Raw genomic sequence first — 23,949 nt, forward strand, 5'->3', positions numbered from 1 at the left:
ACAATACTGACTGCCACGTTAAGGGCGAACTGTATAGATGTCCAGCGGGTTTTATCAGCCGATGAAGCGGCTAAGCCATTGGATGCCAAATGCCCCGGGCGCCAGCAGGCCGAAAGCCCAGACCGCGGCCGAGCCGAGATTGGCCAGTTGGAAATAGAATCTGGGCATGCCGCAAATGCCGGCTACCAACGGCACCACCGCGCGCAGCGGGCCGAAAAAACGCCCGAAAAAGGCGCCGGCGATACCCCAGCGGTCGAAAAAGGCCTGCCCGCGCGCCAGCATATGGGGATGCCGGGAAAACGGCCAGAGATGCTCCAGCCGCTCCTGGTAATGATATCCCAGCCAATAGGAGAGCCAGTCGCCAAAAAAACCCCCGGCCACCGCCGCGGCATAGACCGGCCAGAAAGCAATGCCGGCCTCGCCGATAAGCGCGCCCAGCGCCAGCAAAATGACGGTGGCGGGCAGCAGCAGCGATAAAAACGCCAGGGATTCGCCAAAAGCGAGAATAAACACGAGCGGAATGGCCCAGAATTGCTGCTGGCGGACAAATTCGGTGGTATGGGCAATGATTTCATCCAATGACAAGGCGGCTCCCTTGGCGCAGGGCGGTAAAGTACCGGGAAGACCGGTAGGGGGAGTTTGTATCCTATGATGCCATGACAAAGCGCGGGTAGATTAAACCGGGGGCAAACGACCGGGAACTTTATCCCGGCCGCGAAAAAGGCTCAGGCAAGCAGCAGCCGGGCGGCTTCAACCACAATGCTTACCGCCGCGCTTTCCGTTTGCTGCATCGTCAACGCGTCGGGGATTTCCTGTTGGGTGCGGTTGACGATCACCCCCGCCACCATGCCGGCGCGTAACCCCTGGGTGGAGCACATGGTCAATAAGGTGGCGGATTCCATTTCATAATTCATCACCCCCATTTCCTGCCATTCGCGCATGGACCCCTTGAAGCGGCTGACCACCCGTCCCGAAAAGGTGTCATACCTTTCCTGCCCCGGATAAAAAGTATCCGACGAGGCGGTAACGCCGATATGGACCCCGGCCCCGAGTCGCCGGGCCGCCGTCACCAGCGCGGTGGTACAGTCGAAATCGGCCACCGCGGGATATTCCATGGGCGCGAAATGCAGGCTGGCGCCGTCGAGTCGCACCGCGGCGGTGGTCACCAGCACATCCCCTACCGGGATTTGCGGCTGTATGGCGCCGGTGGTGCCCACCCGCAAAAATGTCCGGATGCCCAATTGCGCCAATTCCTCGACGGCGATGGAGGTGGACGGGCCGCCGATGCCGGTGGAACAGACAATCACCGTCTGACCGGCAAGACCCGCGCGCCAGGAGGTGAATTCGCGGTGGCTGGCCAGCGGCTCGGGATCGTCCATCAAACGGGCGATTTTCTCCACCCGCTGCGGATCGCCGGGAATGATGGCCAGGGTGGCGCCGCGCAGATCGGCATGCGTCAGGCCAAGATGAAAGACATCGGAAGCGGACATGGCAGATACCTCTGAGAATAAAATGTTAGCACGCAGATAATATCGACATTATCCATTTTTTATCCGCCATTGTCCGGTGGCATGTCACATTCACTGAGACAGGCTAAGCCGTCGCCACCTCATGGAACAATAGCTTCATTTTCTCATTGTCCCGAATGGCCGTAATCAGGCTGGCGAAGACCTCATAAGGCGTCATATGCCCCCCATCGTCGATGATTCCCCTCAGCCAGGTACCGATTATGGTCCACGCCTGCTCTTTCATCAGGGACATCACCTCATACAGCAGTTTCTGGACGCCGTATTGCGCAACTTTTATTCCTGTAGCAAACAAAGACGCGACTGACGAGACCTCGCGGCCGATACCGAACAGGCGCCCCACCGCGTTGCCGACGCCGGCAAGCCCCGAGACCAGTTTCGTCAGCCCGCTGGCGTTAACTATTTTTTGCGCGAAGCGGGCGACGGCCGTAAAGGGCGAGGTGGCGGAGGCCTCCGGAGCGTTTTTAACCCCGACAACAGGATAGGCTAATATCTTTTTGCCCGGACCGCTGTTTTGTTCAGTGGTTTTTGGGACTACAGTACTGTCTGGCATGGAATGACTGGCAGAGATATACATGACAATTCTCCCGTGACATGGAATTTGATAAGGCCTGCCCTTTTAACATAGCTATTAATTACTCCTGATAATAGTTTCTTGGCTATCATAAAAGGAAATATCCTTTTTCTGGGTAGTGAAATGCAAAAAATGAGAATACGGAATATAATTCAAGCGCAGCACTTTGAATGAACGTTGCATTTTCGTCAAAGACAATTTTCATTTAATGCTATTTTTATTGGGCGCTATATAAGTAAGATTAATGGCGCCCAAACCGGCCGAGATATTTATAGAGAGAGCCATTCCCCGAAAGGAGGCTCACCGGCCGGGGAAATCAGCTCTATATCCCCCTCCCCAAACACGTTAGGACATAGAGAAGGTTATCAGCAGATAGTTGATTATGGGATGTTCACTAATACATGCCGCTAAGTACTCACGAACGACTCCCGCGCCGACATTCATCATCTCGCTCACTTTATCAAGGCAGGTTTGCAGCATAGGGTATAACGTTTCCCGGGAGAAAGAGGTTATTTCCTCCAGTAGGGGCGATGCGCCTTTTTGCACCGCGTCGGCAAGATAATCATAGACTTTGGCCAGGATAGCCATCGAACCGCTTACCGTTCCCGCAATCACGAATGCCCTCCCGGCTCCCGCGAATGAAGCGGCCAGGGGACTGGACCCGAGCCCGATAACGGCGCAACCGAGCGCCGCGCCTTGCATGAGTGTGACCAGTTGTGGCGCAATGGTGGACAGGGTGTCGACACCGTTCCTGACCATTTTCAGCATACCCGCCAAACCGCTGGGGGCGTTATCGGCGGCGGCGTTTACGCCGATCGCCACCGGTGGGGGTAGATGGGCAATGGATATCGTCATGAAAAAACCTTTAAAATTGTAAAAACACCCGGCAGAATTTGTCTCATCCTGCAAACTTTAGTACGTGAATATAAATAAACTACTCACTTGTTGCGTTATTATTACCACGTCAAAATTATCTTCATTGCCTCGATGGCTGCATAAAAAGGTGGCTGAGCAAGAGGAATATTTTTTGCGTCATATTTTTCAGCGCATCAAAAAAAGGATTGATGATAAGATCTTTTATCGTCAAAACTGCACGCTCAATAGCTGTATTTATCTTACCGTTTAGGAATTTGAATGCGGCCACTATATTATCTATTAAATTTTTCGCTTGAATAAAAAAAGCCACTGATTTCTGCAATGCTTTTAAAAAAAACAGACCTTTTTCATAGTCGTTTTTTTCTTTCTCAACGAGATTGATAATATCATGTGTGCTCTTGCTCACCAGTTCGGCCATACTCAACGGGACGCAAAATGCTTTCTCATGTTCGGGGTTTACTATTCTATTAATAAGATCAGGTAAATGGCTATGGGTGATAAATTTAATCATGCCGACAAGGGGCATATCCTGATTTCTAGGGCCATGGCCCGGATAATGCTCGGTTGCATTTAGGGCGAACCCGCCTATTGCCGGCATTTTCTGCATAAAAAGGCCCCCGTTAGCGCAAAAATGAGTCACATTTCCTACGTATTTCATAAGAGTTGACATTTTACGGAAATACATTCGCTCACATAAATGTTCGGCAGCGAAGGCGATCTGGCTTATATAATAAAATGAATTGGCCATGCTTATTACGCTATTCACAATCTCTTTTAGGCTGTTTTTTAATCTATCAAGGCAATGTGATCCACGGAGGTGAAGAAAGCCATCCGCCAAGGCGGGGGGGTGGTGATTTATATATACAGTGTCCATATTAACCATATTGAAATATTCCTGTCAGAAGCAATAGATAAACTAAATACTTAAAATATTCTTATCTGTTAAACCAAGCTGACCTTAACTAACAAAAACCATAAAAACTTTAAAAAAAAGCTCTTTTCGCCGGTGACGTGATATTTATCACCTATTTAGAAAGCTTTTCCATGCAAAAAAATGGCCGTTCTCGACGGTTCAATAACCCGCCGACTTGACTATAATAAGGGCTGCAATCACTGGATAACCAAGGTATCCCAATGACTCCTGACGACACCATCGCTTCGGTAACCTCCCGCGCCGGATTTGCGCCGGCCGCCGGTACACCGGCTTCCTCTGCGATCCATACCGACGACATCGGGCTGATTGCGGCCATGACGACGATTACCACCCAGGGTAAGGAAATGCCGGCCTATATGGCGCGTCCCGCCGGGGATGGCGAACGCTTTCCGATAGTGCTGGTCGTCCAGGAAATTTTTGGCGTGCATGAGCATATCCGCGACCTGTGCCGCCGCCTGGCAAAACAGGGCTATCTGGCCGTGGCCCCGGAGCTTTATTTCCGCCAGGGCGATCCGAGCGCTTATGATGATATTCCTACATTATTCCAACAGTTGGTCAGCAAGGTACCGGATTCTCAGGTGATGGCCGATTTGGATCATACCGCGCATTGGGCGGCGCGCCATGGCGGCGACAGCCGGCGCCTGGCGATCACCGGTTTTTGCTGGGGAGGGCGAATCGCGTGGCTGTATGCCGCCCATAATCCGCAGCTCAAGGCGGCGACGGCCTGGTATGGCAAACTGGTGGGTGACAAAACCCTGACTACGCCACGCCATCCGGTGGATGTCGCCGCGGAGCTCACCGCGCCGGTGCTGGGTTTGTACGGCGGGCAGGATACCAGTATTCCGCAGGCGAGTATTGATGCCATGCGCCAGGCGGTCAGCGCCGCCAACGCGGTTGCGGAGATTATGGTCTACCCCGATGCGGGACATGCGTTTAATGCCGATTACCGCGCCAGTTACCATGCGCCGTCGGCCATCGACGGCTGGCGGCGTATGCTGGCATGGTTTGATAAGTACGGCGTGAAATAAATTAAGGCGCCGGAAGGCGCCTCTTAATTGGCTTATCTTTGTTCGGCGCGCAGTCGTTTCGCGGCGCTGACCATATTCGCCAGTGACTGGCGGGTTTCCGGCCAGGCGCGGGTTTTAAGTCCGCAATCCGGATTGACCCACAGGCGTTCCGCCGGAATACGCTCGGCGGCCTTGCGCAGCAGCGTGACGATCCACTCCTCGCTCGGCACGTTCGGGGAATGGATATCATAAACGCCGGGTCCGATTTCATTGGGATAATCAAATTCCTTAAAGCTTTCCAGCAGCTCCATATCCGAACGCGAAGTTTCGATGGTGATCACATCGGCGTCCAGCGCCGCAATGGCATCCATGATGTCGTTAAACTCGCAGTAGCACATATGGGTATGGATCTGGGTGTCGTCGCGCGCCACCGCGGCGTTCAAACGAAAGGCCTCCACCGCCCATGCCAGGTAGGCCGGCCACTCGCTTTGCCGCAGCGGCAGCCCTTCACGCAGCGCCGGTTCGTCGATCTGGATAATGCCGATGCCCGCCTGCTCCAAATCCGCCACTTCATCGCGCAGCGCCAAAGCTATCTGGCGCGCAATCGTCTTACGGCTGACATCCTCGCGCGGGAACGACCAGCACAGGATGGTCACCGGACCGGTAAGCATGCCTTTCACCGGCTTGTCGGTCAGCGACTGGGCATATTGCGCCCATTCCACGGTGATGGGCGACGGGCGGCTGATATCGCCGATGATAATCGGCGGTTTTACACAGCGGGAGCCGTAGCTTTGCACCCAGCCGTTTTGCGTAAAGACAAAGCCGTCCAGATGCTCGCCGAAGTACTCCACCATATCGTTGCGCTCGGCCTCGCCGTGCACCAGCACATCAAGCCCCAGGCGTTCCTGTTCGGCGATGGCGTGTTTAATATGCTCGCCAATCCCGGTGCGGTAACGCGCTTTATCCAGGCGCCCGCGTTTGAAGTCCAGGCGCAGGCCGCGGATATCGGCGGTTTGCGGGAATGAACCTATGGTAGTGGTCGGCCATGCCGGCAGGTCAAAACGCCGGCGCTGCACCTGGGCGCGCTGCGTATAAGGCTGTTGGCGCCGGCTGTCCTGCGCGGTGATTTTTTCCAGGCGGGCGCTGACCTGCTGATTATTGACCCGGCTGGAATGACGGCGATTGCGGATAGGCTGGCTGTATTGCGCCAGTTCCCGCAGATGCGCATCATCGGGCTGCGCCAGCGCCGCCCGCAGCAGTCCCAGCTCGGCGCATTTTTGCAGGGCAAAGGCGAACCAGCTTTTCACCTCGTCGTCCAGACGGGTCTCGACGCTTAAATCTATGGGGCTGTGCAACAGCGAACAAGAGGTTGCCACCCATAGCGGGCGCTGGCCGGCCAGCGGCTGGATGCGCTCAAGGCAGGCGGCAAGGTCGGCGCGCCAGACGTTGCGGCCGTTGATGATGCCCAGCGACAGCAGCCAGTCCGCCGGCAACTGCGCGTGCAGTACAGCAAGATTATCCTTGCCCGCCACCAGGTCTACATGCAGGCCCTGGACCGGCAACGCGCGAATCTGGTCCAGATGGTGGCCGATACTGTCGAAATAGGTGGTCAGCAGCAGCTTGACCGATCCCTGCAAATCCTGATAGGCGGTTTGATAGGCGTCACGCCAGGCCTGCGGCAGTTCCAATACCAGCGCCGGCTCGTCGATTTGCACCCATTCGATACCGCGTTTAGCCAGCTCCGCCAGTACCTGGCGATACACCGGCAATATTCCGGTCAGCAGCGACAGGCGGTCGAAGGCTTCACCCTTTACCTTACCCAGCCACAGATAGCTGACAGGCCCCAGCAGCACCGGCTTAACGTTATGGCCCAGCGCCAGGGCTTCGTCCACTTCGTCCAGCAGTTGCGTCCAGCCCAGGCGGAAAGATTGGCCGCGGGAAAACTCCGGCACCATATAGTGATAATTAGTATTAAACCATTTGGTCATTTCCGCGGCGGCGGCGGGTTCACCCGTGGGCGCCCGGCCGCGGCCGATGCGAAACAGGGTATCAAGATCGGACGCATTGGCGCCGTCGCGATGGCGCGCCGGCACATTATCCAACATCAGGCTGGTGGTCAGAACATGATCATACCAGGCAAAATCGCCCACCGGCAGCAGGTCCACGCCGGCATCTTTCTGCTGTTGCCAGTGGCGCGCGCGCAGTTCGCGGCCCACGGCCAGCAAGTCCTGCTGCGACGATTTCCCTGCCCAATAGCTTTCCTGCGCTTTTTTCAGTTCGCGGTGCAAGCCCACGCGCGGAAAACCCAGTGTGTGACTTAAAATTGCCATTGCTCTCTCCCATTTAGACGTCCGGATGTTTACACATCCATATTCACCATGTACTGTATTATCCACAAGCGCAAATTATTCACTTCCAGGTGAAACACCCTCATGATCGAACTTAAACATCTGCGCACGCTGCAGGCGCTGCGTAACAGCGGCTCGCTGGCCGCCGCGTCGGCGCAGCTTCACCAGACGCAATCCGCGCTCTCGCATCAGTTCAGCGATCTGGAGCAGCGGCTGGGCTTCCGGTTGTTCGTGCGCAAAAGCCAGCCGCTGCGTTTTACCCCTCAGGGCGAGATCCTGCTGCAGCTGGCCGAACAAATCCTGCCCCAGGTGCAGCAGGCGCTGCAAAACTGCCTGGAGCCGCGCCAGACCACGCTGCGCCTGGCCATTGAGTGCCATAGCTGTATTCAATGGCTAACGCCCGCGCTTACCGAATTTCGCGAGCTATGGCCGCAGGTACTGGTGGATTTTCGCTCGGGCGTAACCTTCGATCCGCAGCCCGCCCTGCAGCAGGGCGAGCTGGACCTGGTGCTGACCTCGGATATCCTGCCGCGCAGCGGGCTGTTTTATGTGCCGATGTTTGATTATGAAGTGCGGCTGGTGCTGGCGCCCGATCATCCGCTGGCGTTAAAAGAGCGGATAGCGCCCGCGGATTTAAGCGAGGAAGTGCTGATGATTTACCCGGTTCAGCGCCAGCGTATGGATATCTGGCGGCATTTCCTGCAGCCGGCGGGCATAAGTCCGGTACTCAAGAGCGTGGACAATACCCTACTGCTGATACAGATGGTGTCGGCGCGCATGGGCATCGCCGCGCTGCCACATTGGGTGGTGGAAAGTTTTGAGCGCCAGGGACTGATTGTGACCAAGACCCTGGGTAAAGGGCTGTGGAGCCGGCTTTACGCCGCGGTCAGGGACGGCGAGCAGCGCCAGCCCGTCATCGAGGCCTTTATTCGCTCGTCTCGTCAGCATGCCTGCGCGCATTTGCCGTATGTGCGGGATGCCCAACGATCCAGCGGCGGTGAACCCACAGCGACGCCATGATCACCAACGCGCCGACGATAAAACTCGGCCAGTGCGGCTGTTGTTGCCAGATGGCGAAATTGACCAGCAGGCCGGCGGGAACATGAAAGTTATTCATAATACCGAGCGTACCCGCATCCACCTGGGTGGCGCCGTAGTTCCACATAAAATACCCCAGCGCCGAAGCGCCGACCCCCAGCCAGATCAGCACGCCCCATTGCAATGAGGTGGCGGGCAACTGCTGCGCATTGCCGAACAGACACCAGCCCGCCAGCGCCACGATAAACGAACCGAGGTAAAACCAGGAAAACGCCGTATGCTGCGGCATCGGGTATACCTCCATCAGCCGTTTGTAGCCCACCTGGCCGATAGCGAACATCAAATTGGCCGCCTGCACCAGCAGCAGGCCGTGCCAATAATGCGCACTGACGCCGTCGTAGCGGATGATAGCCGCGCCGGCCACCGCCAGCATGGCGCTGAGCACATATCCCCAGCGCAGCCGGCGACGGCGCAGCAGGTCGTATACCAGCGTCACGTATAAGGGCGTCATGACGGTAAACAGTAAAAATTCCGGCACCGACAGATAGAGATAGGCCCGGTAGCTAATCATATACATGATGCCCAACTGGCAGGCGCCGATCGCCATATACAGCAGCAGCGGCTTGACGCGGTAGCCGCGCCAGCGCAAGAACGGCAGGAAAACCAGCGCCGCAAGCGTAAGACGCACCAGCACCGAAAAATAGCTGTCGACCTGTCCGGCCAGGTATACGCCGATCAGGCTGAATGAAAACGCCCATAAAATGGTGGTGATGATAAGCAGCGGCACGTTGGGCTATCCTGTAAAACCAAAGCGCTATTCTAGCGGATTCGTTCAGATAATTTTGATTAATCGGGTTTACAGATGGATGTTTAATGAGCACACAGGCGGAGACCGGCCGCCGGCCCCAGCCTGCGCCGCCCCAAGGCGGCGTTAATAACCGGCGGTCAGGTCATCAATGGTGCGCGGGTCCGAGGCGCCGGTAAACGTGCCGTCGGGCATCACCATGATGCTCTGCGTACTGCCCATTACCGGCAAGACCTTGATGTGCTGTCCCCGTTCGCCCAGCAGCTTGAGGGTATCGGGGCTAAAGCCTTTTTCCACCCGGAGCTCGTCCGGGGTCCACTGCTGATGAAACCGCGGCGCGGCGCTCGCCTCGGCGACATTCATCTGAAAATCGATGGTATTGACCAGCATTTGCAGCACGGTGGTGATAATGCGGCTGCCGCCGGGGCTGCCGGTAACCAGCCAGGTCTTGCCGTCCTTTACCACGATGGTGGGCGACATGGAGGACAACGGCCGCTTACCGGCCTGGACGGCGTTGGCGTCCCCGCCCACCAGCCCATACATATTCGGCACGCCGGGTTTGGCGGAAAAATCATCCATTTCGTTATTGAGCAGAATGCCGCTGTCGCCGGCCATGATGCCGCTGCCGAAATACGTGTTGAGGGTATACGTTACCGCCACCGCGTTGCCCTGCCCATCCACCACCGAGTAATGGGTGGTCTGATCGCTCTCGTAGGGCTGCAACTGGCCAGGCTTGATGGTGACCGACGGATTGGCCCGGTTGACATCGATGCGCTGCGCCAGGGTTTTGGCATAGGCCTTGCTGGTCAGCGCCTGGACCGGAACCTTGACGAAGTCCGGATCGCCGAGATATTCCGAGCGATCGGCATAGGCGAATTTCATCGCCTCCGCCATCACCTGGATGGCGTCAGCGCTGCCGGCGCCCATATGCGCCAGGTCAAAATTCTCCAGGATATTCAGGATCTGGATAATATGGATGCCGCCGGAGGAGGGCGGCGGCATGGAAAAGACCTGATATCCCCGATAGCTGCCGGATACCGGCTGGCGCGCCACCGCCCGGTAGGCGGCGAGATCGGCCTTGCCGATAAGCCCGCCGTCACGCTGCATCTCGGCGGCGATTTCATCAGCGATGGCGCCCTGATAGAACGCCTGCGGCCCCTGCTCGGCGATAAGCGTAAGGCTGTGGGCCAGCTGCGGCTGGCTGAGTCTCTCCCCCTCGGCATAGGGCTGGCCGTCGGCTTTAAAAAATACCGCCTTGCTGTTCGGATGGTTGATAAGCGCTTCTCTGCCATAAGAGGCCAGGTCGTCGGCCAGGGCCTTATCAACGCTAAACCCCTCCCGGGCCAGCCTAATGGCCGGCTGCATCACCCGGGCCAGCGGCAGGGTGCCGAAACGGTCCAGCGCCAGCGACATACCCGCGACGGTGCCCGGCGTACCGGAGGCCAGCGGACCGGTCAGCGAACGTTTGCTGTCGGCGTTGCCGTCCGGGCCGATAAACATATCGCGCGTGGCCCCGGCCGGCGCCATTTCACGAAAATCAATCGCCACCGTTTCGCCCTGTCGCGTGCGCACCAGCATAAAACCGCCGCCGCCCAGGTTGCCCGCCTGCGGGTGGGTTACCGCCAGCGCGTACCCTACCGCCACCGCCGCATCCACCGCGTTGCCGCCCGCGCGCAGGATATCCAACCCCACCCCCGTTGCCGTCTCGTCTACCGTGGAAACCATGCCGTGCCGGGCATACACCGGATGCTGGATATCATTTTCAATGCCGTAGGACAACGGCGCGGCGCCGGCAGGCGGCATGATCAGCAACAGGGCAAGGACCAGCGACAACAAGCGACCGGAGGAAAGAATAGGCATAAGGTTTTCTTCCTGATGGTTTTATTTATTTACTTATTAACCAATTTAACGGCAGTTTCAATATTTACCTGGGACGCCGCACGCAAATACGCACGCTTCACCCTGCGTTTGGCGCGTTTAACGGTTAAAATGATAAAGTCATCATCACGGAGCCACTCATGAAAACCTATTTTTGGCTATTGCTGCCGGTCATGCTGGCGTCGTTTGCGGTTACGGCGGCGGTTAAACCCCTCACGCCCGCGCAGCGCAACGATCCGTTTGCGCAAAGCCCGGCCCAGCAACAGTTGAAACAGCAGATGCAATCCAGCGCGCAGCAGCAGCAGCTCCGCTTGCAACAACAGCAGCAAGCCCAGCAGCAACAGCAGCGCAGCCAGCTGCAATCGCAGCTTAACAACGATCGTCAGCGGGCGCAGCAGAACACGCCGCTAAAACAGCCGCAGCAAAATCCCTGAGCCAGGGGTCAACCCGGCGCGAAATTCGCGGTGCCTGTCGTCAGGCGAGGAGCCCGGGTTGGTGCGGGTTTATGCCGCGGACCCTACCGGTGGCGGCCTGGTGGTTCGCAGGATATAGGATGTCAGCATGCCAGGCGTCAGCGCGCCCGCATAGCTAAAAGGTGGCGCTAGCTATTGGCCTAGCTATTGGCAAAATTGGGCCCGATCAAATCAATCCGGTCAGTACACAGGGTATCAACCCCCCAGCTCAGCAGGGCGCGCGCTCTATAAGGGCTATTCACGGTATAAGCCAGGATATGCAGGCCGGCATCGGTGATTTTCGCCACCCGCTCTTCTGTCAGCACTTCATGATTCAGGTGCAGCGCGCTGCACTGGAGTTCCTGGGCGAGCCGCGGCCAATTATCATCCCAAAAGTGCAACAACAACCCGCGCGGCATTTGGGGAGCAACCTGCAAAGCGGCCGCCAGCGCGTCGACGGAAAACGAGGATAACAGCGGCGGCACGTCGCACTCTTGCCACAGCTGAACCGCCGCCTGCGCCACGGCGCGACCGGTGCCGATATCGGTGCCGGTGGTGGGTTTGATTTCGATATTCACCGCCAGGCCATGCCGCTCGCAGCGGGCGGCAACGTCCGCCAGCAGCGGCAAGGGTTCGCCGCGGAACTTATCGTTGAACCAGGCCCCGGCATCCAGCAGCGCCAGATCGTCCCAGGCAAAGTGGCCGGCGATGCCATGGCCGTTGCTGGTACGATCCAGCGTATCGTCATGCAATAAAAAAATCTGTCCGTCGGCTGAAAGCTTCGCATCCAGCTCAATCATTTTATGGCCATAGCGTGCGCCGGTATCAATGGCCGCCAGGGTGTTTTCAGGTGCCAGCGAGCCGCCGCCGCGATGCGCGACGATGGTCGGATAAGGCCAGTTTTTTGTCATAAGTCCACCCGGGATCCGCTTAAGGGATCAAAAAAGTGCCATGCATGGGCAGGACACCGTAAATAAAGTATCGTCCCAATGGCGGGCTGCTCATCATGCGGCAGTCGTATTACCATGGAACGCCCACCCCAGCGCCCATGGACCAGGTTATCCGCACCCAGTTGCTCAAGTGAAATAATTTCCAGCGCCGGGCCGTCAGTTGCGCGCCCTGACTGTTCAATATGCTCCGGACGGATACCCGCGGTCAACTCGCGCCCGCGCCATTGCGCGCCGACGGCGGGCAATGGCAGCGACGGGCCGCCGCTGACCTGGAAGCTGCCGCCATCCTCGCTTACGCGTCCCGGCAGCAAATTCATGGCGGGAGACCCCATAAAACCGGCGACAAACAGCGATGCCGGGCGGCGATAAATCTCCGTCGGGGTGCCGATTTGCTCCACCCGCCCCTTATTCATTACGATCACCCGCTCCGCCAGCGTCATGGCCTCTACCTGATCGTGGGTCACATACAGACTGGTGGTCCTCAGCCGCCGATGCAGTATTTGCAGTTCCAGCCGCATCTGGGTGCGTAATTTGGCGTCAAGATTGGATAACGGCTCATCAAACAGGAATACCGCCGGCTCCCGCACCAGCGCTCGCCCCATCGCCACGCGCTGGCGCTGCCCGCCGGACAGTTCGCGCGGCTTGCGTTTCAGCAGTTCCCCAAGTTCCAATATCTGCGCCACGCGCTCCACCAGCCGTTGGATATGCTGTTTGCCGAAACCGCGAATTTTCAGGCCGTAGGCCATATTGTCATAGACGCTCATATGGGGGTAGAGCGCATAATTCTGAAACACCATGGCAATGCCGCGATCCTTGGGTTCACGCTCCGTCACCCGTTCGCCATCGATATAAATATCGCCGCTGCTGACGCTCTCCAGCCCCGCGACCATGCGCAGCAGGGTCGATTTGCCGCAGCCGGAAGGCCCGACCAGTACGATAAACTCCCCGTCGGCCACATCCAGGTTTAAGGGCGCTATCACCGACGTCTTGCCGTCATAGGTCTTTTCGACCGCTTGTAAAATCAAACTCGCCATAATGTTTTATTTCTCGCTATCAACCAGGCCGCGCACAAACCAGCGCTGCATCAGCAATACGATTGCCAGGGGCGGGATCATGGTCAGCAGCATCGCCGCCATCACATAATTCCACTGCGTGGCGCTGTCGCCGCTGGCGATCATGCTGCGGATGCCCGCCACCGCGGTGCCCATCGCGCTGTTGTTGATAATCAGGATCGGCCACAGATACTGGTTCCAGCCGTAGATAAAGATGATCACAAACAGCGCCGCCAGATTGGTTTTCGACAGCGGCAGCAGGATATCCCACAAAAACCGCAGCGGCCCGGCGCCGTCGATGCGCGCCGCCTCCAGCAGTTCATGGGGAATGGTCATAAAGAACTGGCGGAACAGGAATGTTGCGGTGGCGGAGGCCATCAACGGCAACGTCAGGCCGGTATAGCTATCAAGCAAATGCAGATTGGCTATCACATCGACGGTGGGAAAAATACGCACTTCCACCGGCAGCATCAGCGTCATGAAGATCAGCCAGAAAAACAGGTTGCGCAATGGAAAGCGAAAATAAACGATGGCGTAGGCGGATAACATCGACACGCTGATCTTGCCCAGGGTGATTCCCAGCGCCATGACCAAGCTATTGAACAGCAGCCGGCTGAACGGCACCGCCTGGCTGCCCACGCCCTCTTGCCAGACATGGCGGATGTTTTCCCACAGATGGCTGCCCGGCACCAGGCTCAACGGCACCTGGAACACCTGGCGGTTGTCCATGGTGGCCGCCACCAGCGCGATATATAACGGCAGCAGAATAACGGCAACGCTTAGTATCAGTATTAAATGGCTGAAGATATCCAGTCCGCGGCGATGTTCTATCATTGATATCGCACCTTACGCTCGACAAAACGAAACTGGATGACCGTCAGCACAATCACCACCATCATCAGCACCACCGACTGCGCGGCGGAACTGGAGAGATCCAGGCCGGCAAAACCCTCGCGGTAGATTTTGTAAATCAGGGTAGTGGTGGCCTGCACCGGCCCGCCGGCGGTTGCCGCGTCGATGACCGGAAAGGTATCGAAAAAAGCGTACACCAGGTTGATGACCAGCAGGAAAAAGCTCACCGGCGTGATAAGCGGCAGCGATAAATCGATAAATCGCCGTACCGGGCCGGCGCCGTCGATGGCCGCGGCCTCCACCAGTGAACGCGGAATGGATTGCAGCGCGGCGAGGAAAAACAAAAAGTTATAGCTTACCTGCTGCCAGATGGAGATCAGCACCACCAGGAACATCGCCTGCCCGCTGTTTTGCGCATGATTCCAGTGATACCCCAGATTATTGAGCAGATAGGCGATAAGCCCCAGCCCGGGGCTGAACAGGAACATCCACAATACCGCAGCCACCGCCGGCGCCACCGCGTAGGGCAATAGCAGCAGCGTCTGGTAAATACGTTTGCCGCGCAGCACATAATCCACCAGCGCCGCCAGCAACAGCGCCACCAGCAGGCCGATGCCGGTCACCAGGCCGCTGAAGATAAGCGTCGTGACCAGGGAATCCAGATAATATTCATCCTGTGTCAGCTGGACAAAATTATCCAGGCCGACAAAGGTATTCTCTATTCCGAACGGGTCCACCCGCTGCACCGAATACCACAGCGCGGTCCCCGCCGGCCAAAGAAAAAAAATCGCGGTAATCACCAACTGCGGCAGCACCAGAAGATAGGCCAGCCAGCGTTGTTTGAATCCGCGATGGGGCGCGATAGCCATAAACAACCCAACCCGCAATGCAAAAATGTACCCGCCGCACGGCGCGGCGGGTCGCCAACTGAGGTTTACTTCAGCGATTGTTCAAACCGGCGCAGCAACTGGTTGCCGCGTTTAACCGCGCTGTCCAGGGCCTCCTGAGGCGTGGCCTTGCCGGTCCAGACGCGTTCCAGCTCTTCGTCCACCACGGTGCGGATTTGCTGCATATTGCCCAACCGCATGCCTTTGGTGAACGGCAACGGCGGTTTATTCAGCATCTGGCGGGTGGCGATATCGGCGCCGGGGTTTTTGTCATAAAAACCCTGGGATCGGGTCAGCTCATACGCGGCGGTGGTGATGGGCAGGTAACCGGTTTTCTGATGCCACTCGGCGGCGATATCAGGCTGGGCAAGGAACTGCAGGAACTCCGCCACCCCTTTATAGGTCGCGTCATCCTTACCGCTCATCACCCACAGGCTGGCGCCGCCGATAATAGCGTTTTGCGGCGCGTTCTTCACGTCGGCGTCATACGGCATCATACCCACGCCGTAATTAAACTTGGCATACTGGCGAATCGCGGCCAGGGAGCCTGACGAGGCGGTGGTCATGCCGCATGAGCCGTTGTAAAACTTCTCGGTGGACTCGTCCTTACGACCGAAATAGCTGAAATCCCCTTTCTTGTTCATGTCCGACAGCAATTGGATATGCTTCACCTGCTCGGGCTTATTAAAAATCAGCTCCGCGTCGTTGCCGGCAAAGCCGTTATCCTTGGTCGCCACCGGCAGGCCATGCCAGGCGCTGAAGTTCTCGATTTGGATCCAACCCTGCCAGCCGCTGGCATAACCGCATGCCATACCGCTGGCGCGCAGTTTAGCGGCCGCCGCGGCCAGTTCCTGCCAGGTTTGCGGGGCATGTTCCGGATCCAGTCCGGCTTTTTTAAAGGCGTCCTTGTTGTAATACAATACCGGGGTCGAGCTGTTGAAGGGTTGGGACAGCAGATGCCCGGTCTTACTGTCGCTGTAGTAGCCGGAAACGGTGGGCACAAACGCCGACTCGTCATTCTTGATGCCGGCCTGTTCAAACACCTGGTACACCGGCTTATAGGCCTTGCTGGCCATCATGGTGGCGGTGCCGACTTCATACACCTGCAAAATCGCCGGCGCGGTGCCGGTACGGAATGCCGCGATGCCCGCCGTCAGGCCCTGCTCGTAATTCCCCTTGTACACCGGCACGACATGATAATCAGGATGCGTCTGGTTAAAGCGCGCGGCCAGGGAATCCACCTCGGTGCCCAGCACGCTATCCATTGAATGCCAGAAAGGAATTTCGGTCACTGCCTGGGCGCTGGTGCTCACGGCCAGCGTCAACGCCACGCTTAAGGCGGCGATACGAATTGAGTGCTTCAACATGCCATGCTCCTGAATGCCGGAAAAGTTCATCGGCCTGTAACATGACATGCTGAAATGACAGAAAAATAACACCCTTATGACAGCGGGGTGACAGCGCGCGGCGAATTCTCCGCCCAGCGCGTCGCCAGGCGGGCCTGACGGTGTCGGAATTAACCGGCGAGTCGGCTTAACGCCCTTAATTCCCAGCGGGAAAGCCTGCCGATGGGGGCGAAGGGGCAGTCTCAGTTCACCGGAGCGCACCACGGCACGGCAGGCCCGCTGCGCTTTGAGCTTACAGGCGGGCCGGCAAGCATCACAATTAATCTGCTGGCTGCTGGCGACTGACGGCGGGCGGCGGGAGGCGGGAGGCGGGGAGGTTTATGTCGTTTCGGAGAAGGTTTCGCTTGCCGTGCGTCGGGTTGCTTTATGTATTGCCGGGTGCCGGCAAGCGACAAAGAGGCCGTACCGCGACGGCCTCCTTGACCTCCGCGCGCCCGGCAGGTCGCGCGTCGCTGCGCGATGCCTTCCGCCGCCCATGCCCCCGTGATGCACCGGCCCGGTATGCGCTCCCGGCGCTACCGGGCCTTTCGCCGCTCCCGGCGGCTCATGCCGGGGTCACAGGCGCCGTCAGCGCGCTTTATGCCGGTCCCCATGTCGCGGTTCGCACGGCATATTATGAAACAACAGCGGCGCTGATGCTTGGGATAAGGTCTGGCGCCGGGATACGGTTAACCATTACAGAATGCAACGGGTCTGGAATGCCGCTGACATAGCGAAAAGCAGGCATACCGAAAGAGACTTATCAGTCATGCAGTCATGCAGTTATGCCATATGACATTCATCATTCAATTTTGAGTTTTAACATTAAGCATTAAGCATTAAGCATTACGCTTTCAGCCATTAGCCATCAGGCTGTAAACATTAGCGCAAAAGGAATACTGAGACCTTTCCCGGTAAGCGCATACCGCTAAGGACCCCAAAACGCTGTTTTGCTGGCAGGCGATGGTGTTGACGTGGTGCCGGCATAGAGTGCGCCGGCGGCGCACGTCACGGCTGGATGAGCCGCCGGGAGCGGCGAAAGCCCGGCTTGCGTCTGGAACGCATGCCGGGCGGTCCAAAAGCCGGGATGGGTGATGCCGGGCACCGCGCAGCGGCGCACGATCTGCCGGACGCGCGGAGGTCAAGGAGGCCGTCGCGGTACGGCCTCTTTGTCGCTTGCCGGCACCCGGCACGACATAAAACAACCGAACGCATGAGCCTGTACATAAGATTGTGTAATCGCCTGATTTTGATATGTTCAATCCATCATTAGAATTAGGTGAATTTATGGACGAAAAATTGCTACAGGCTCTCGCAACTGAGCTGGCTAAAAGTCTCAAAACCCCTGAGGATCTGAGCCAATTTGATCGGTTTTTAAAAAAATTAAGTGTTGAGGCTGCCCTTAAAGCTGAACTGACTCACCATTTGGGTTATGAGAAAAATCAGCTCAAATCGGGTTCCAACGCCCGTAACGGTTATTCCTCTAAAACGGTTACCACAGGTGATGGCCCGCTAGAGCTGAGGACACCTCGTGATCGCGAAGGGACCTTCGAGCCCCAACTAGTGAAGAAAAATCAGACCCGTATTACCGGAATGGATGACCAGATCCTGGCGCTTTATGCCAAAGGCATGACCACCCGTGAGATATCGGCGATGTTTAAGGAAATGTACGATGCGGATGTCTCACCAGCACTGATATCGAAAGTCACTGAGGCGGTTCTGGAGCAGGTCACTGAATGGCAGAATCGCCCACTCGATACGCTCTATCCCATCATTTACCTGGACTGCATCGTGGTAAAAGTTCGCCACGACGGTCGCGTCATCAATAAATCCGTGTATCTGGCGTTGGGAATTAACATTGAAGGCCAAAAGGAACTGCTGGGCATGTGGATGGCAGAGAACGAAGGCGCGAAGTTCTGGCTAAACGTGTTGACCGAGCTTAAAAACCGGGGATTACAGGATATTTTTATCGCCTGCGTCGATGGCCTGAAAGGCTTTCCTGACGCTATTAATACGGTCTACCCGAGGACCTGCATTCAGCTTTGTATCGTACACATGGTGCGTAACAGCCTGCGCTTTGTCTCCTGGAAAGACGCCAGGGCCGTCATGCGAGACTTGAAGGCAGTGTACCAGGCACCGACGGAGGAAGCGGGACAGCGGGCGCTGGAGACGTTCGCCAGCGTATGGAACTCCCGTTATCCGCAAGTAAGCCGGAGCTGGCAGGCTAACTGGACTAACCTTGCGACATTCTTCGCCTATCCGGAAGACATTCGCAAAGCGATCTACACCACAAACGCCATCGAGTCGCTAAACAGCGTGATCCGACACGCTATTAAAAAACGCAAGGTATTCCCGTCAGACGAATCGGTAAAAAAAGTGGTGTGGCTGGCCATCCAGGCGGCGTCAAAAAAATGGTCGATGCCGGTGAGGGAGTGGAAGATGGCATTGAATCGTTTTAGTATAGAATTTGGAGATCGTTTAAGTGGTCATTTATAAAAAGGCGTTTACACAGATTCCTAAACAGGCTCTCGCTGCGCGATGCCTTCCGCCGCCCGTGCCCCCGTGATGCACCGGCCCGGTATGCGCTCCCGGCGCTACCGGGCCTTTCGCCGCTCCCGGCGGCTCATGCCGGGGTCACAGGCGCCGTCAGCGCGCTTTATGCCGGTCCCTATGTCGCGGTTCGCACCGCATATTATGAAACAACAGCGGCGCTGATGCTTGGGATAAGGTCTGGCGCCGGGATACGGTTAACCATTACAGAATGCAACGGGTCTGGAATGCCGCTGACATAGCGAAAAGCAGGCATACCGAAAGAGACTTATCAGTCATGCAGTCATGCAGTCATGCAGTTATGCCATATGACATTCATCATTCAATTTTGAGTTTTGAGTTTTAACATTAAGCATTACGCTTCCAGCCATTAGCCATCAGCCTGTAAACATTAGCGTAAAATGAATACTGAGACCTTTCCCGGTAAGCGCATACCGCTAAGAACCCCAAAACGCTGTTTTGCTGGCAGGCGATGGTGTTGACGTGGTGCCGGCATAGAGTGCGCCGGCGGCGCACGTCACGGCTGGATGAGCCGCCGGGAGCGGCGAAAGCCCGGCTTGCGTCTGGAACGCATGCCGGGCGGTCCAAAAGCCGGGATGGGTGATGCCGGGCACCGCGCAGCGGCGCACGATCTGCCGGACGCGCGGAGGTCAAGGAGGCCGTCGCGGTACGGCCTCTTTGTCGCTTGCCGGCACCCGGCACTGCATAAAACAACCTAACGCATGGCAAGCGAAACCCTCGCCGCGGCAACATAAACCCCACCCGCAAGCCGTACGCGAAAACCCTCGCCGCGGCAACATAAACCCCACCCGCAAGCCGTACGCGAAAACCCTCGCCGCGGCAACATAAACCCCACCCGCAAGCCGTACGCGAAAACCCTCGCCGCGGCAACATAAACCTCACCCGCAAGCCGTACGCGAAAATCCCGCCGCGGCAACATAAACCCCACCCGCAAGCCGTACGCGAAAATCCCGCCGCGGCAACATAAACCTCACCCGCAAGCATCAGCGAAACCCTCGCCGCGGCAACATAAACCTCCCCCGCAAGCCGTACGCGAAAATCCCGCCCAAGGGCGACCCGGACATGTCCGCTTAGCGCAGGATGGCGCAGTTGTGATCCTGGATCTCCTCGCTGGAAGCCAGATTACCGCGCAGCAAGTTGCGCTCGCCGGCCAGCAGCGCGAAGCCGCCGTCGGCCAGCGGCACCAGGGCCAGCGTAAAATGCCCCATGTTATCCGCCGCGTCCGGCACGCCGCGCGCCAGCATCAGAAACGGGCTCTGCGCCGCCAGTTCGGCGGCGGTAACGTGCATTGCCAGGTACGGATGCCCCATCAGCGGTTCGCCCAAGGGGCGCCAGGCATTGCCGAGGGCGGCGGCTTCGCCGTCAAGCCGGCGCCGCACATCGGGACGCAGGCAGGAGATATGGATATGCAACTGGTTCTGCGTGCGGCCCGAGGCGGAATTAATCGCCAGGGAGAGGGCGCTGTCCGGGATTGGCGCACCGCGTTTTTCGGCGAGATAGTGCCGCGCCCGCCAGGCGTCATAAAAGAAGTTGGGGGTCTGGGGCTGTAACAACTGCGGGCTTTCCATACCGGTTATTTTTTCGGTCGGCATCAACAAATACTGCAGGGGGCCGTTCAGGTCCTTAAGTATCACGTACCCCGCCGCCAGGTTGACTTGCGCACAAGGCGCCGGCTGTCCGGTTTTTTGCTGTCCGGGTACGCATTTCTGGCTGACGATCTTCCACAGCGCATCGGGGTTGCCGCCGGGCAAGCGGCTGTAATAGACGCCGGCGCCAAGGGCCGCGATAACCAGCAACAGTATCGGCAGGAAATATCGGTTACGCCGCATATTCATTACAGCCCTCATTATTTTCGCATAATCAAAAAAAACGGGCCGCACCACTGGGGATCCGGCCCGTCATTCTCCAGCCGGCCGGGGGATGGCCCCTGACTGCCGGCGCGCTTATTTTAACAGCTACAATGACCGATGCCGAGTCTCGTGCGTGGCCAGCAGCGCCAGCAGCGTCAGGGTCGCCATTGAGGCCAGGTAGATGCCGACATAGAACAGACCATAATTGGCGGTCAGCCAGGTGGCGATATAGGGCGCGACCGAAGCCCCGATAATCGAGGAAACGTTATAGGAGAACGACGCGCCGGTATAACGCACCTCGGTGGGGAACAGCTCGGGCAGCAGCGCGCCCATGGGCCCGAAGGTGAGGCCCATAACGGTAAAACCGCACAGCAGGAACGCCATTACCAGCCAGATATTGCCCGAGCCAAGCATGGACGGGAAAACCAGCGCGAACAGGATGATAATCAGGGTTACGGTGATCATGGTCCGCCGGCGGCCGAAGCTGTCGGCCAGCTGGCCCGACACCGGCACCAGCAGCCCGAAACCGATGACCCCGACCATCAGCATCAGCAGAAAATCATTGCGGGGGATCCCCAGGCCAATCGGCTTGGGGGTCGTGCCGTAGGTCAGCGAATAGACGGTCATGATATAAAACAGCGTATAGGTCGCCACCATGATAAAGGTGCCGAGCACGGTGGCTTTCAGATGCTTGCTAAACAGCGTGCCGATGGGCATGCGCACCTGCGCCTTGGCCAGGGCTATCTTGGCGAATACCGGCGTTTCGTGCAGCGAGACGCGCACATACAGGCCGATCAGCACCAGTACCGCCGACAGGATAAAAGGCACGCGCCAGCCCCAGCTCAGGAACTGCTCGTCGGTCAGCAGCCAGGACAGGGCTAAAAACATGGCGTTGGCGAAAAAGAAGCCGATGGGCGCCCCCAGTTGCGGGAACGAGCCGTACAGCGCGCGCTTATGCGCCGGCGCGTTTTCCGTGGCCAGCAGCGCCGCGCCGCCCCATTCGCCGCCCAGCCCCAGGCCCTGGCCGAAACGGGCCACCGCCAGCAGTATCGGCGCCGCGATGCCGATGGTTTGGTAACCCGGCAGCAGGCCGATGAGCACGGTGGAAATACCCATGGTCAGCAGCGAGGCCACCAGCGTCACCTTGCGTCCGACGCGATCGCCAAAATGCCCGAACAGGGCGGAGCCGATGGGCCGGGCGACGAAGGCCAGCGCGAACGTCGCCAGCGATTGCAGCGTGGCGGCGGTAGCATCGCTCTGCGGAAAGAAGATATGCGGGAAAACGATGACCGCCGCGGTAGCGTAAATATAGAAGTCGAAAAATTCGATGGCGGTACCGATTAACGACGCCACAATCACTTTACCCCGGGAGTTTACCGGGACGGATGGCGCATTGGGTTCGATGGCTGGTGCGATGGAGGCTGGCATGTTGTTTCTTATTGATCAAATGCGTAAAAGAAAGGCATCTTAGACATAGAAAAAAGCATTTTCAATGGCGTATTTTTGACCACCCGGCGTCTTTGCCTGCCAAAAAGCAGATTATGTGACACAGACGCTTGTTTGCAGAGGGAAGACCGTGATAGGCGGCAACCGGCAGAATTTAACCCTGCCCCGGGGGCAAATAAAAGGGCGGGGTAAGTGTTATATGCTGGTTTGTGGTTATATTTTTGTTAAAAGTAGCAATACTCACTGCTTTTAGCGCATTTTATTGAAATAATACACTGCTATACCGGCGGTAAGCACCATTAGATAGGGCAAGAGGCGGTCCTGTCCCGATGCCGCCTGGGCGGCGCAGAGGCGCCGGGCCGCCGGCGGTTTTCCAGGCGCGCCGTAAGATATGCCGGCGCCGGTATTGTCCCGGCCGCGATTCGCCGCGGGAGGCGCTTTCGTCCCCGGCGGCGTGGGGGTGTCGTCGTCGCGGTATTTTGCCGTGGCTATCCAGGCGGCGCAAAACAACGTCAGGCGGGCAAAAAAGTAGAAAAACGCCATCAGCCCGATCACCGAGCCAAACGCCGCCCCCGAAGGCGAGGTGGCCAGCTTGGGCAGCGTCAGGGTCATGATAATTTTGATGATTTCAAAACCCACCGCCGCCAGGAGCGCCCCGCGGAACATGGCTTTGCTGTGCGGCTTATGGCGGGGGATGACCCAGTAGATCCACAAAAACAGCAGGTAATTGGCCAGCACCGAGACTATCAGCGTGACCACCGTCATGACCGGCCGCAGCCATTCAACGGTGTCCAGCCCCAGGGCTTTGACGATACTTTCCTGGGCGGCGCCGGCGATGGAGGTCAGGGACAGGGTGACAATCAGCGCCACGATAAGTCCAATCAGCGAAATCAGATCGCGCAGGTATTTAAGATAGAATTTTTCCTCATCCTGGGGATTGCGCTCCCATTCGTCGCGCAGCTGGGCGCGGATGGCCTCGCGCAGGTTGCCCATCCAGTTCAGGCCGGAATACAGCGCTATCAGCAGCCCGGTAATACCCACCGTGGTACGCTGGGCGATGGCGGTCTTGACCGTGGTTTTCAGCGTATCCGCCAGGGTCCGGTCGCTGATGCTGTCGGCAATCTTGTTAATCAGGTTGGTCAGGATATCCGGATTGGACGCCAGGAAAAACCCCACCCCGGCGAAGGACACCATTAAAATGGGTATCAGGGACAGGAAGGAAAAATAGGTGATCGCCGCGCCGAACTGGCTGCCCATACGGTCGTTAAAACGCTCCACGGCGCGGATCACGTGCGCCACAGCCGGATAGGCGCTGACTTTCCCGATCAGGCGGCCGGAACGTAACGCCACCTTATCAATCTTTTCGTTGCCGGTATGGATATTGCCGAACAGCGAACTGCCGGATTGCCCGGGGGACGGGGTTGATGTCGTCGATTTTTCAGCCATGATCCTCTCATCTCTATCGCGATATTAGTTCGCCATGCAATTGATTATAGATAAGGATCGCTAAAAACGGCA

The 23,949-nt window shown here is 57.7% G+C and carries 20 protein-coding genes; 4 read left to right on the top strand and 16 right to left on the bottom strand.

Features of this window, described 5'->3' with window-relative positions:
* Window positions 1-54 precede the first annotated feature (54 nt).
* The 5 genes from ACL2XQ_RS24860 to ACL2XQ_RS24880 form a co-directional block, all read right to left on the bottom strand.
* Complete coding sequence (locus ACL2XQ_RS24860) at window positions 55-585, bottom strand: DedA family protein (protein ID WP_410013094.1); 531 nt, start codon at window positions 583-585, stop codon at window positions 55-57.
* 140 nt (window positions 586-725) lie between these two features.
* Window positions 726-1,490 (bottom strand): uridine phosphorylase, encoded by a 765-nt coding sequence (gene udp, locus ACL2XQ_RS24865; protein WP_410013093.1) that lies wholly within the window; start codon window positions 1,488-1,490, stop codon window positions 726-728.
* 103 nt (window positions 1,491-1,593) lie between these two features.
* Entirely contained in the window at window positions 1,594-2,103 is a 510-nt protein-coding gene (locus ACL2XQ_RS24870) for a hypothetical protein (protein WP_410013092.1), read from the bottom strand.
* 342 nt (window positions 2,104-2,445) lie between these two features.
* The gene (locus tag ACL2XQ_RS24875; protein ID WP_413721643.1) at window positions 2,446-2,955 is read right to left on the bottom strand and encodes a hypothetical protein; all 510 of its coding nucleotides are present in this window, start codon (window positions 2,953-2,955) and stop codon (window positions 2,446-2,448) included.
* Window positions 2,956-3,076: 121 nt separating this feature from the next.
* Complete coding sequence (locus ACL2XQ_RS24880) at window positions 3,077-3,859, bottom strand: hypothetical protein (RefSeq protein WP_413721644.1); 783 nt, start codon at window positions 3,857-3,859, stop codon at window positions 3,077-3,079.
* A gap of 251 nt (window positions 3,860-4,110) precedes the next feature.
* Between ACL2XQ_RS24880 and ACL2XQ_RS24885 the strand changes: the two genes are divergently transcribed.
* Window positions 4,111-4,938 (top strand): dienelactone hydrolase family protein, encoded by an 828-nt coding sequence (locus ACL2XQ_RS24885; RefSeq protein ID WP_410013089.1) that lies wholly within the window; start codon window positions 4,111-4,113, stop codon window positions 4,936-4,938.
* A gap of 32 nt (window positions 4,939-4,970) precedes the next feature.
* Here the strand turns inward: ACL2XQ_RS24885 and metE are convergent, their stop codons facing one another.
* Window positions 4,971-7,247 carry a 5-methyltetrahydropteroyltriglutamate--homocysteine S-methyltransferase gene (metE, locus tag ACL2XQ_RS24890; protein WP_410013088.1) on the bottom strand — a complete coding sequence of 759 codons (2,277 nt, stop codon included), beginning with the start codon at window positions 7,245-7,247 and terminating at the stop codon, window positions 4,971-4,973.
* A gap of 102 nt (window positions 7,248-7,349) precedes the next feature.
* Here metE and metR point away from each other — a divergent pair, with 102 nt between their 5' ends.
* Window positions 7,350-8,285, top strand: coding sequence for an HTH-type transcriptional regulator MetR (gene metR / locus ACL2XQ_RS24895; protein WP_410013087.1), 936 nt, complete (start codon window positions 7,350-7,352; stop codon window positions 8,283-8,285).
* Here metR and ACL2XQ_RS24900 read toward each other — a convergent pair.
* Entirely contained in the window at window positions 8,191-9,090 is a 900-nt protein-coding gene (locus ACL2XQ_RS24900) for a carboxylate/amino acid/amine transporter (protein WP_410013086.1), read from the bottom strand. The two genes, metR and ACL2XQ_RS24900, sit on opposite strands and share 95 nt — an antisense overlap.
* Before the next feature lie 144 nt (window positions 9,091-9,234).
* Complete coding sequence (gene ggt, locus ACL2XQ_RS24905; protein ID WP_413740548.1) at window positions 9,235-10,911, bottom strand: gamma-glutamyltransferase; 1,677 nt, start codon at window positions 10,909-10,911, stop codon at window positions 9,235-9,237.
* A 215-nt stretch (window positions 10,912-11,126) separates the two neighbouring features.
* On the opposite strand from ggt, the gene ACL2XQ_RS24910 reads away from it, so the two are divergent.
* Window positions 11,127-11,420: a DUF2756 domain-containing protein gene (locus ACL2XQ_RS24910; protein ID WP_410013085.1), complete on the top strand. Its 294-nt coding sequence runs from the start codon at window positions 11,127-11,129 to the stop codon at window positions 11,418-11,420.
* A gap of 179 nt (window positions 11,421-11,599) precedes the next feature.
* Here the strand turns inward: ACL2XQ_RS24910 and ugpQ are convergent, their stop codons facing one another.
* From ugpQ to ugpB, 5 genes are all read right to left on the bottom strand, one after another.
* The gene (ugpQ, locus tag ACL2XQ_RS24915) at window positions 11,600-12,349 is read right to left on the bottom strand and encodes a glycerophosphodiester phosphodiesterase (RefSeq protein ID WP_413739806.1); all 750 of its coding nucleotides are present in this window, start codon (window positions 12,347-12,349) and stop codon (window positions 11,600-11,602) included.
* Entirely contained in the window at window positions 12,346-13,422 is a 1,077-nt protein-coding gene (locus tag ACL2XQ_RS24920) for a sn-glycerol-3-phosphate import ATP-binding protein UgpC (protein WP_413721648.1), read from the bottom strand. Before ACL2XQ_RS24920 ends, ugpQ begins: the two co-directional genes overlap by 4 nt.
* A 6-nt stretch (window positions 13,423-13,428) precedes the next feature.
* Entirely contained in the window at window positions 13,429-14,274 is an 846-nt protein-coding gene (ugpE, locus tag ACL2XQ_RS24925) for a sn-glycerol-3-phosphate ABC transporter permease UgpE (protein WP_410013082.1), read from the bottom strand.
* Window positions 14,271-15,161 (bottom strand): sn-glycerol-3-phosphate ABC transporter permease UgpA, encoded by an 891-nt coding sequence (ugpA, locus tag ACL2XQ_RS24930; RefSeq protein ID WP_410013081.1) that lies wholly within the window; start codon window positions 15,159-15,161, stop codon window positions 14,271-14,273. Before ugpA ends, ugpE begins: the two co-directional genes overlap by 4 nt.
* 65 nt (window positions 15,162-15,226) lie before the next feature.
* Entirely contained in the window at window positions 15,227-16,546 is a 1,320-nt protein-coding gene (gene ugpB, locus ACL2XQ_RS24935; protein WP_413721649.1) for a sn-glycerol-3-phosphate ABC transporter substrate-binding protein UgpB, read from the bottom strand.
* A gap of 1,305 nt (window positions 16,547-17,851) precedes the next feature.
* Between ugpB and ACL2XQ_RS24940 the strand changes: the two genes are divergently transcribed.
* Window positions 17,852-19,060 (top strand): IS256 family transposase, encoded by a 1,209-nt coding sequence (locus ACL2XQ_RS24940; RefSeq protein ID WP_413740493.1) that lies wholly within the window; start codon window positions 17,852-17,854, stop codon window positions 19,058-19,060.
* Between the two features lie 1,145 nt (window positions 19,061-20,205).
* Here ACL2XQ_RS24940 and ACL2XQ_RS24945 read toward each other — a convergent pair.
* The 3 genes from ACL2XQ_RS24945 to yhjD all read right to left on the bottom strand — a co-directional run bounded on the left by ACL2XQ_RS24945 (window position 20,206) and on the right by yhjD (window position 23,877).
* Entirely contained in the window at window positions 20,206-20,964 is a 759-nt protein-coding gene (locus ACL2XQ_RS24945; protein ID WP_413740549.1) for a CDP-diacylglycerol diphosphatase, read from the bottom strand.
* Window positions 20,965-21,090: 126 nt separating this feature from the next.
* Window positions 21,091-22,413 carry an MFS transporter gene (locus tag ACL2XQ_RS24950; protein WP_413739807.1) on the bottom strand — a complete coding sequence of 441 codons (1,323 nt, stop codon included), beginning with the start codon at window positions 22,411-22,413 and terminating at the stop codon, window positions 21,091-21,093.
* Window positions 22,414-22,680: 267 nt separating this feature from the next.
* Window positions 22,681-23,877 (bottom strand): inner membrane protein YhjD, encoded by a 1,197-nt coding sequence (gene yhjD / locus ACL2XQ_RS24955; RefSeq protein ID WP_413721669.1) that lies wholly within the window; start codon window positions 23,875-23,877, stop codon window positions 22,681-22,683.
* Window positions 23,878-23,949: the final 72 nt, after the last annotated feature.

Source organism: Sodalis sp. RH14 (genome assembly GCF_047324285.1).
Classification (GTDB): Bacteria; Pseudomonadota; Gammaproteobacteria; order Enterobacterales; family Enterobacteriaceae; genus Acerihabitans.

Excerpts from the sequence above, each read along its gene's own strand:
- ACL2XQ_RS24910 (WP_410013085.1), top strand. The coding sequence starts at position 11,127 with ATGAAAACCTATTTTTGGCTATTGCTGCCGGTCATGCTGGCGTCGTTT.
- ugpB (WP_413721649.1), bottom strand. The coding sequence starts at position 16,546 with ATGTTGAAGCACTCAATTCGTATCGCCGCCTTAAGCGTGGCGTTGACG.
- ACL2XQ_RS24950 (WP_413739807.1), bottom strand. The coding sequence starts at position 22,413 with ATGCCAGCCTCCATCGCACCAGCCATCGAACCCAATGCGCCATCCGTC.
- ACL2XQ_RS24945 (WP_413740549.1), bottom strand. The coding sequence starts at position 20,964 with ATGCGGCGTAACCGATATTTCCTGCCGATACTGTTGCTGGTTATCGCG.
- ugpE (WP_410013082.1), bottom strand. The coding sequence starts at position 14,274 with ATGATAGAACATCGCCGCGGACTGGATATCTTCAGCCATTTAATACTG.
- ACL2XQ_RS24885 (WP_410013089.1), top strand. The coding sequence starts at position 4,111 with ATGACTCCTGACGACACCATCGCTTCGGTAACCTCCCGCGCCGGATTT.
- metE (WP_410013088.1), bottom strand. The coding sequence starts at position 7,247 with ATGGCAATTTTAAGTCACACACTGGGTTTTCCGCGCGTGGGCTTGCAC.
- ACL2XQ_RS24875 (WP_413721643.1), bottom strand. The coding sequence starts at position 2,955 with ATGACGATATCCATTGCCCATCTACCCCCACCGGTGGCGATCGGCGTA.
- ggt (WP_413740548.1), bottom strand. The coding sequence starts at position 10,911 with ATGCCGCCTGCCGGCGCCGCGCCGTTGTCCTACGGCATTGAAAATGAT.
- ACL2XQ_RS24880 (WP_413721644.1), bottom strand. The coding sequence starts at position 3,859 with ATGGTTAATATGGACACTGTATATATAAATCACCACCCCCCCGCCTTG.
- yhjD (WP_413721669.1), bottom strand. The coding sequence starts at position 23,877 with ATGGCTGAAAAATCGACGACATCAACCCCGTCCCCCGGGCAATCCGGC.
- metR (WP_410013087.1), top strand. The coding sequence starts at position 7,350 with ATGATCGAACTTAAACATCTGCGCACGCTGCAGGCGCTGCGTAACAGC.
- ACL2XQ_RS24870 (WP_410013092.1), bottom strand. The coding sequence starts at position 2,103 with ATGTATATCTCTGCCAGTCATTCCATGCCAGACAGTACTGTAGTCCCA.
- ugpA (WP_410013081.1), bottom strand. The coding sequence starts at position 15,161 with ATGGCTATCGCGCCCCATCGCGGATTCAAACAACGCTGGCTGGCCTAT.
- ACL2XQ_RS24920 (WP_413721648.1), bottom strand. The coding sequence starts at position 13,422 with ATGGCGAGTTTGATTTTACAAGCGGTCGAAAAGACCTATGACGGCAAG.
- udp (WP_410013093.1), bottom strand. The coding sequence starts at position 1,490 with ATGTCCGCTTCCGATGTCTTTCATCTTGGCCTGACGCATGCCGATCTG.
- ugpQ (WP_413739806.1), bottom strand. The coding sequence starts at position 12,349 with ATGACAAAAAACTGGCCTTATCCGACCATCGTCGCGCATCGCGGCGGC.
- ACL2XQ_RS24940 (WP_413740493.1), top strand. The coding sequence starts at position 17,852 with ATGGACGAAAAATTGCTACAGGCTCTCGCAACTGAGCTGGCTAAAAGT.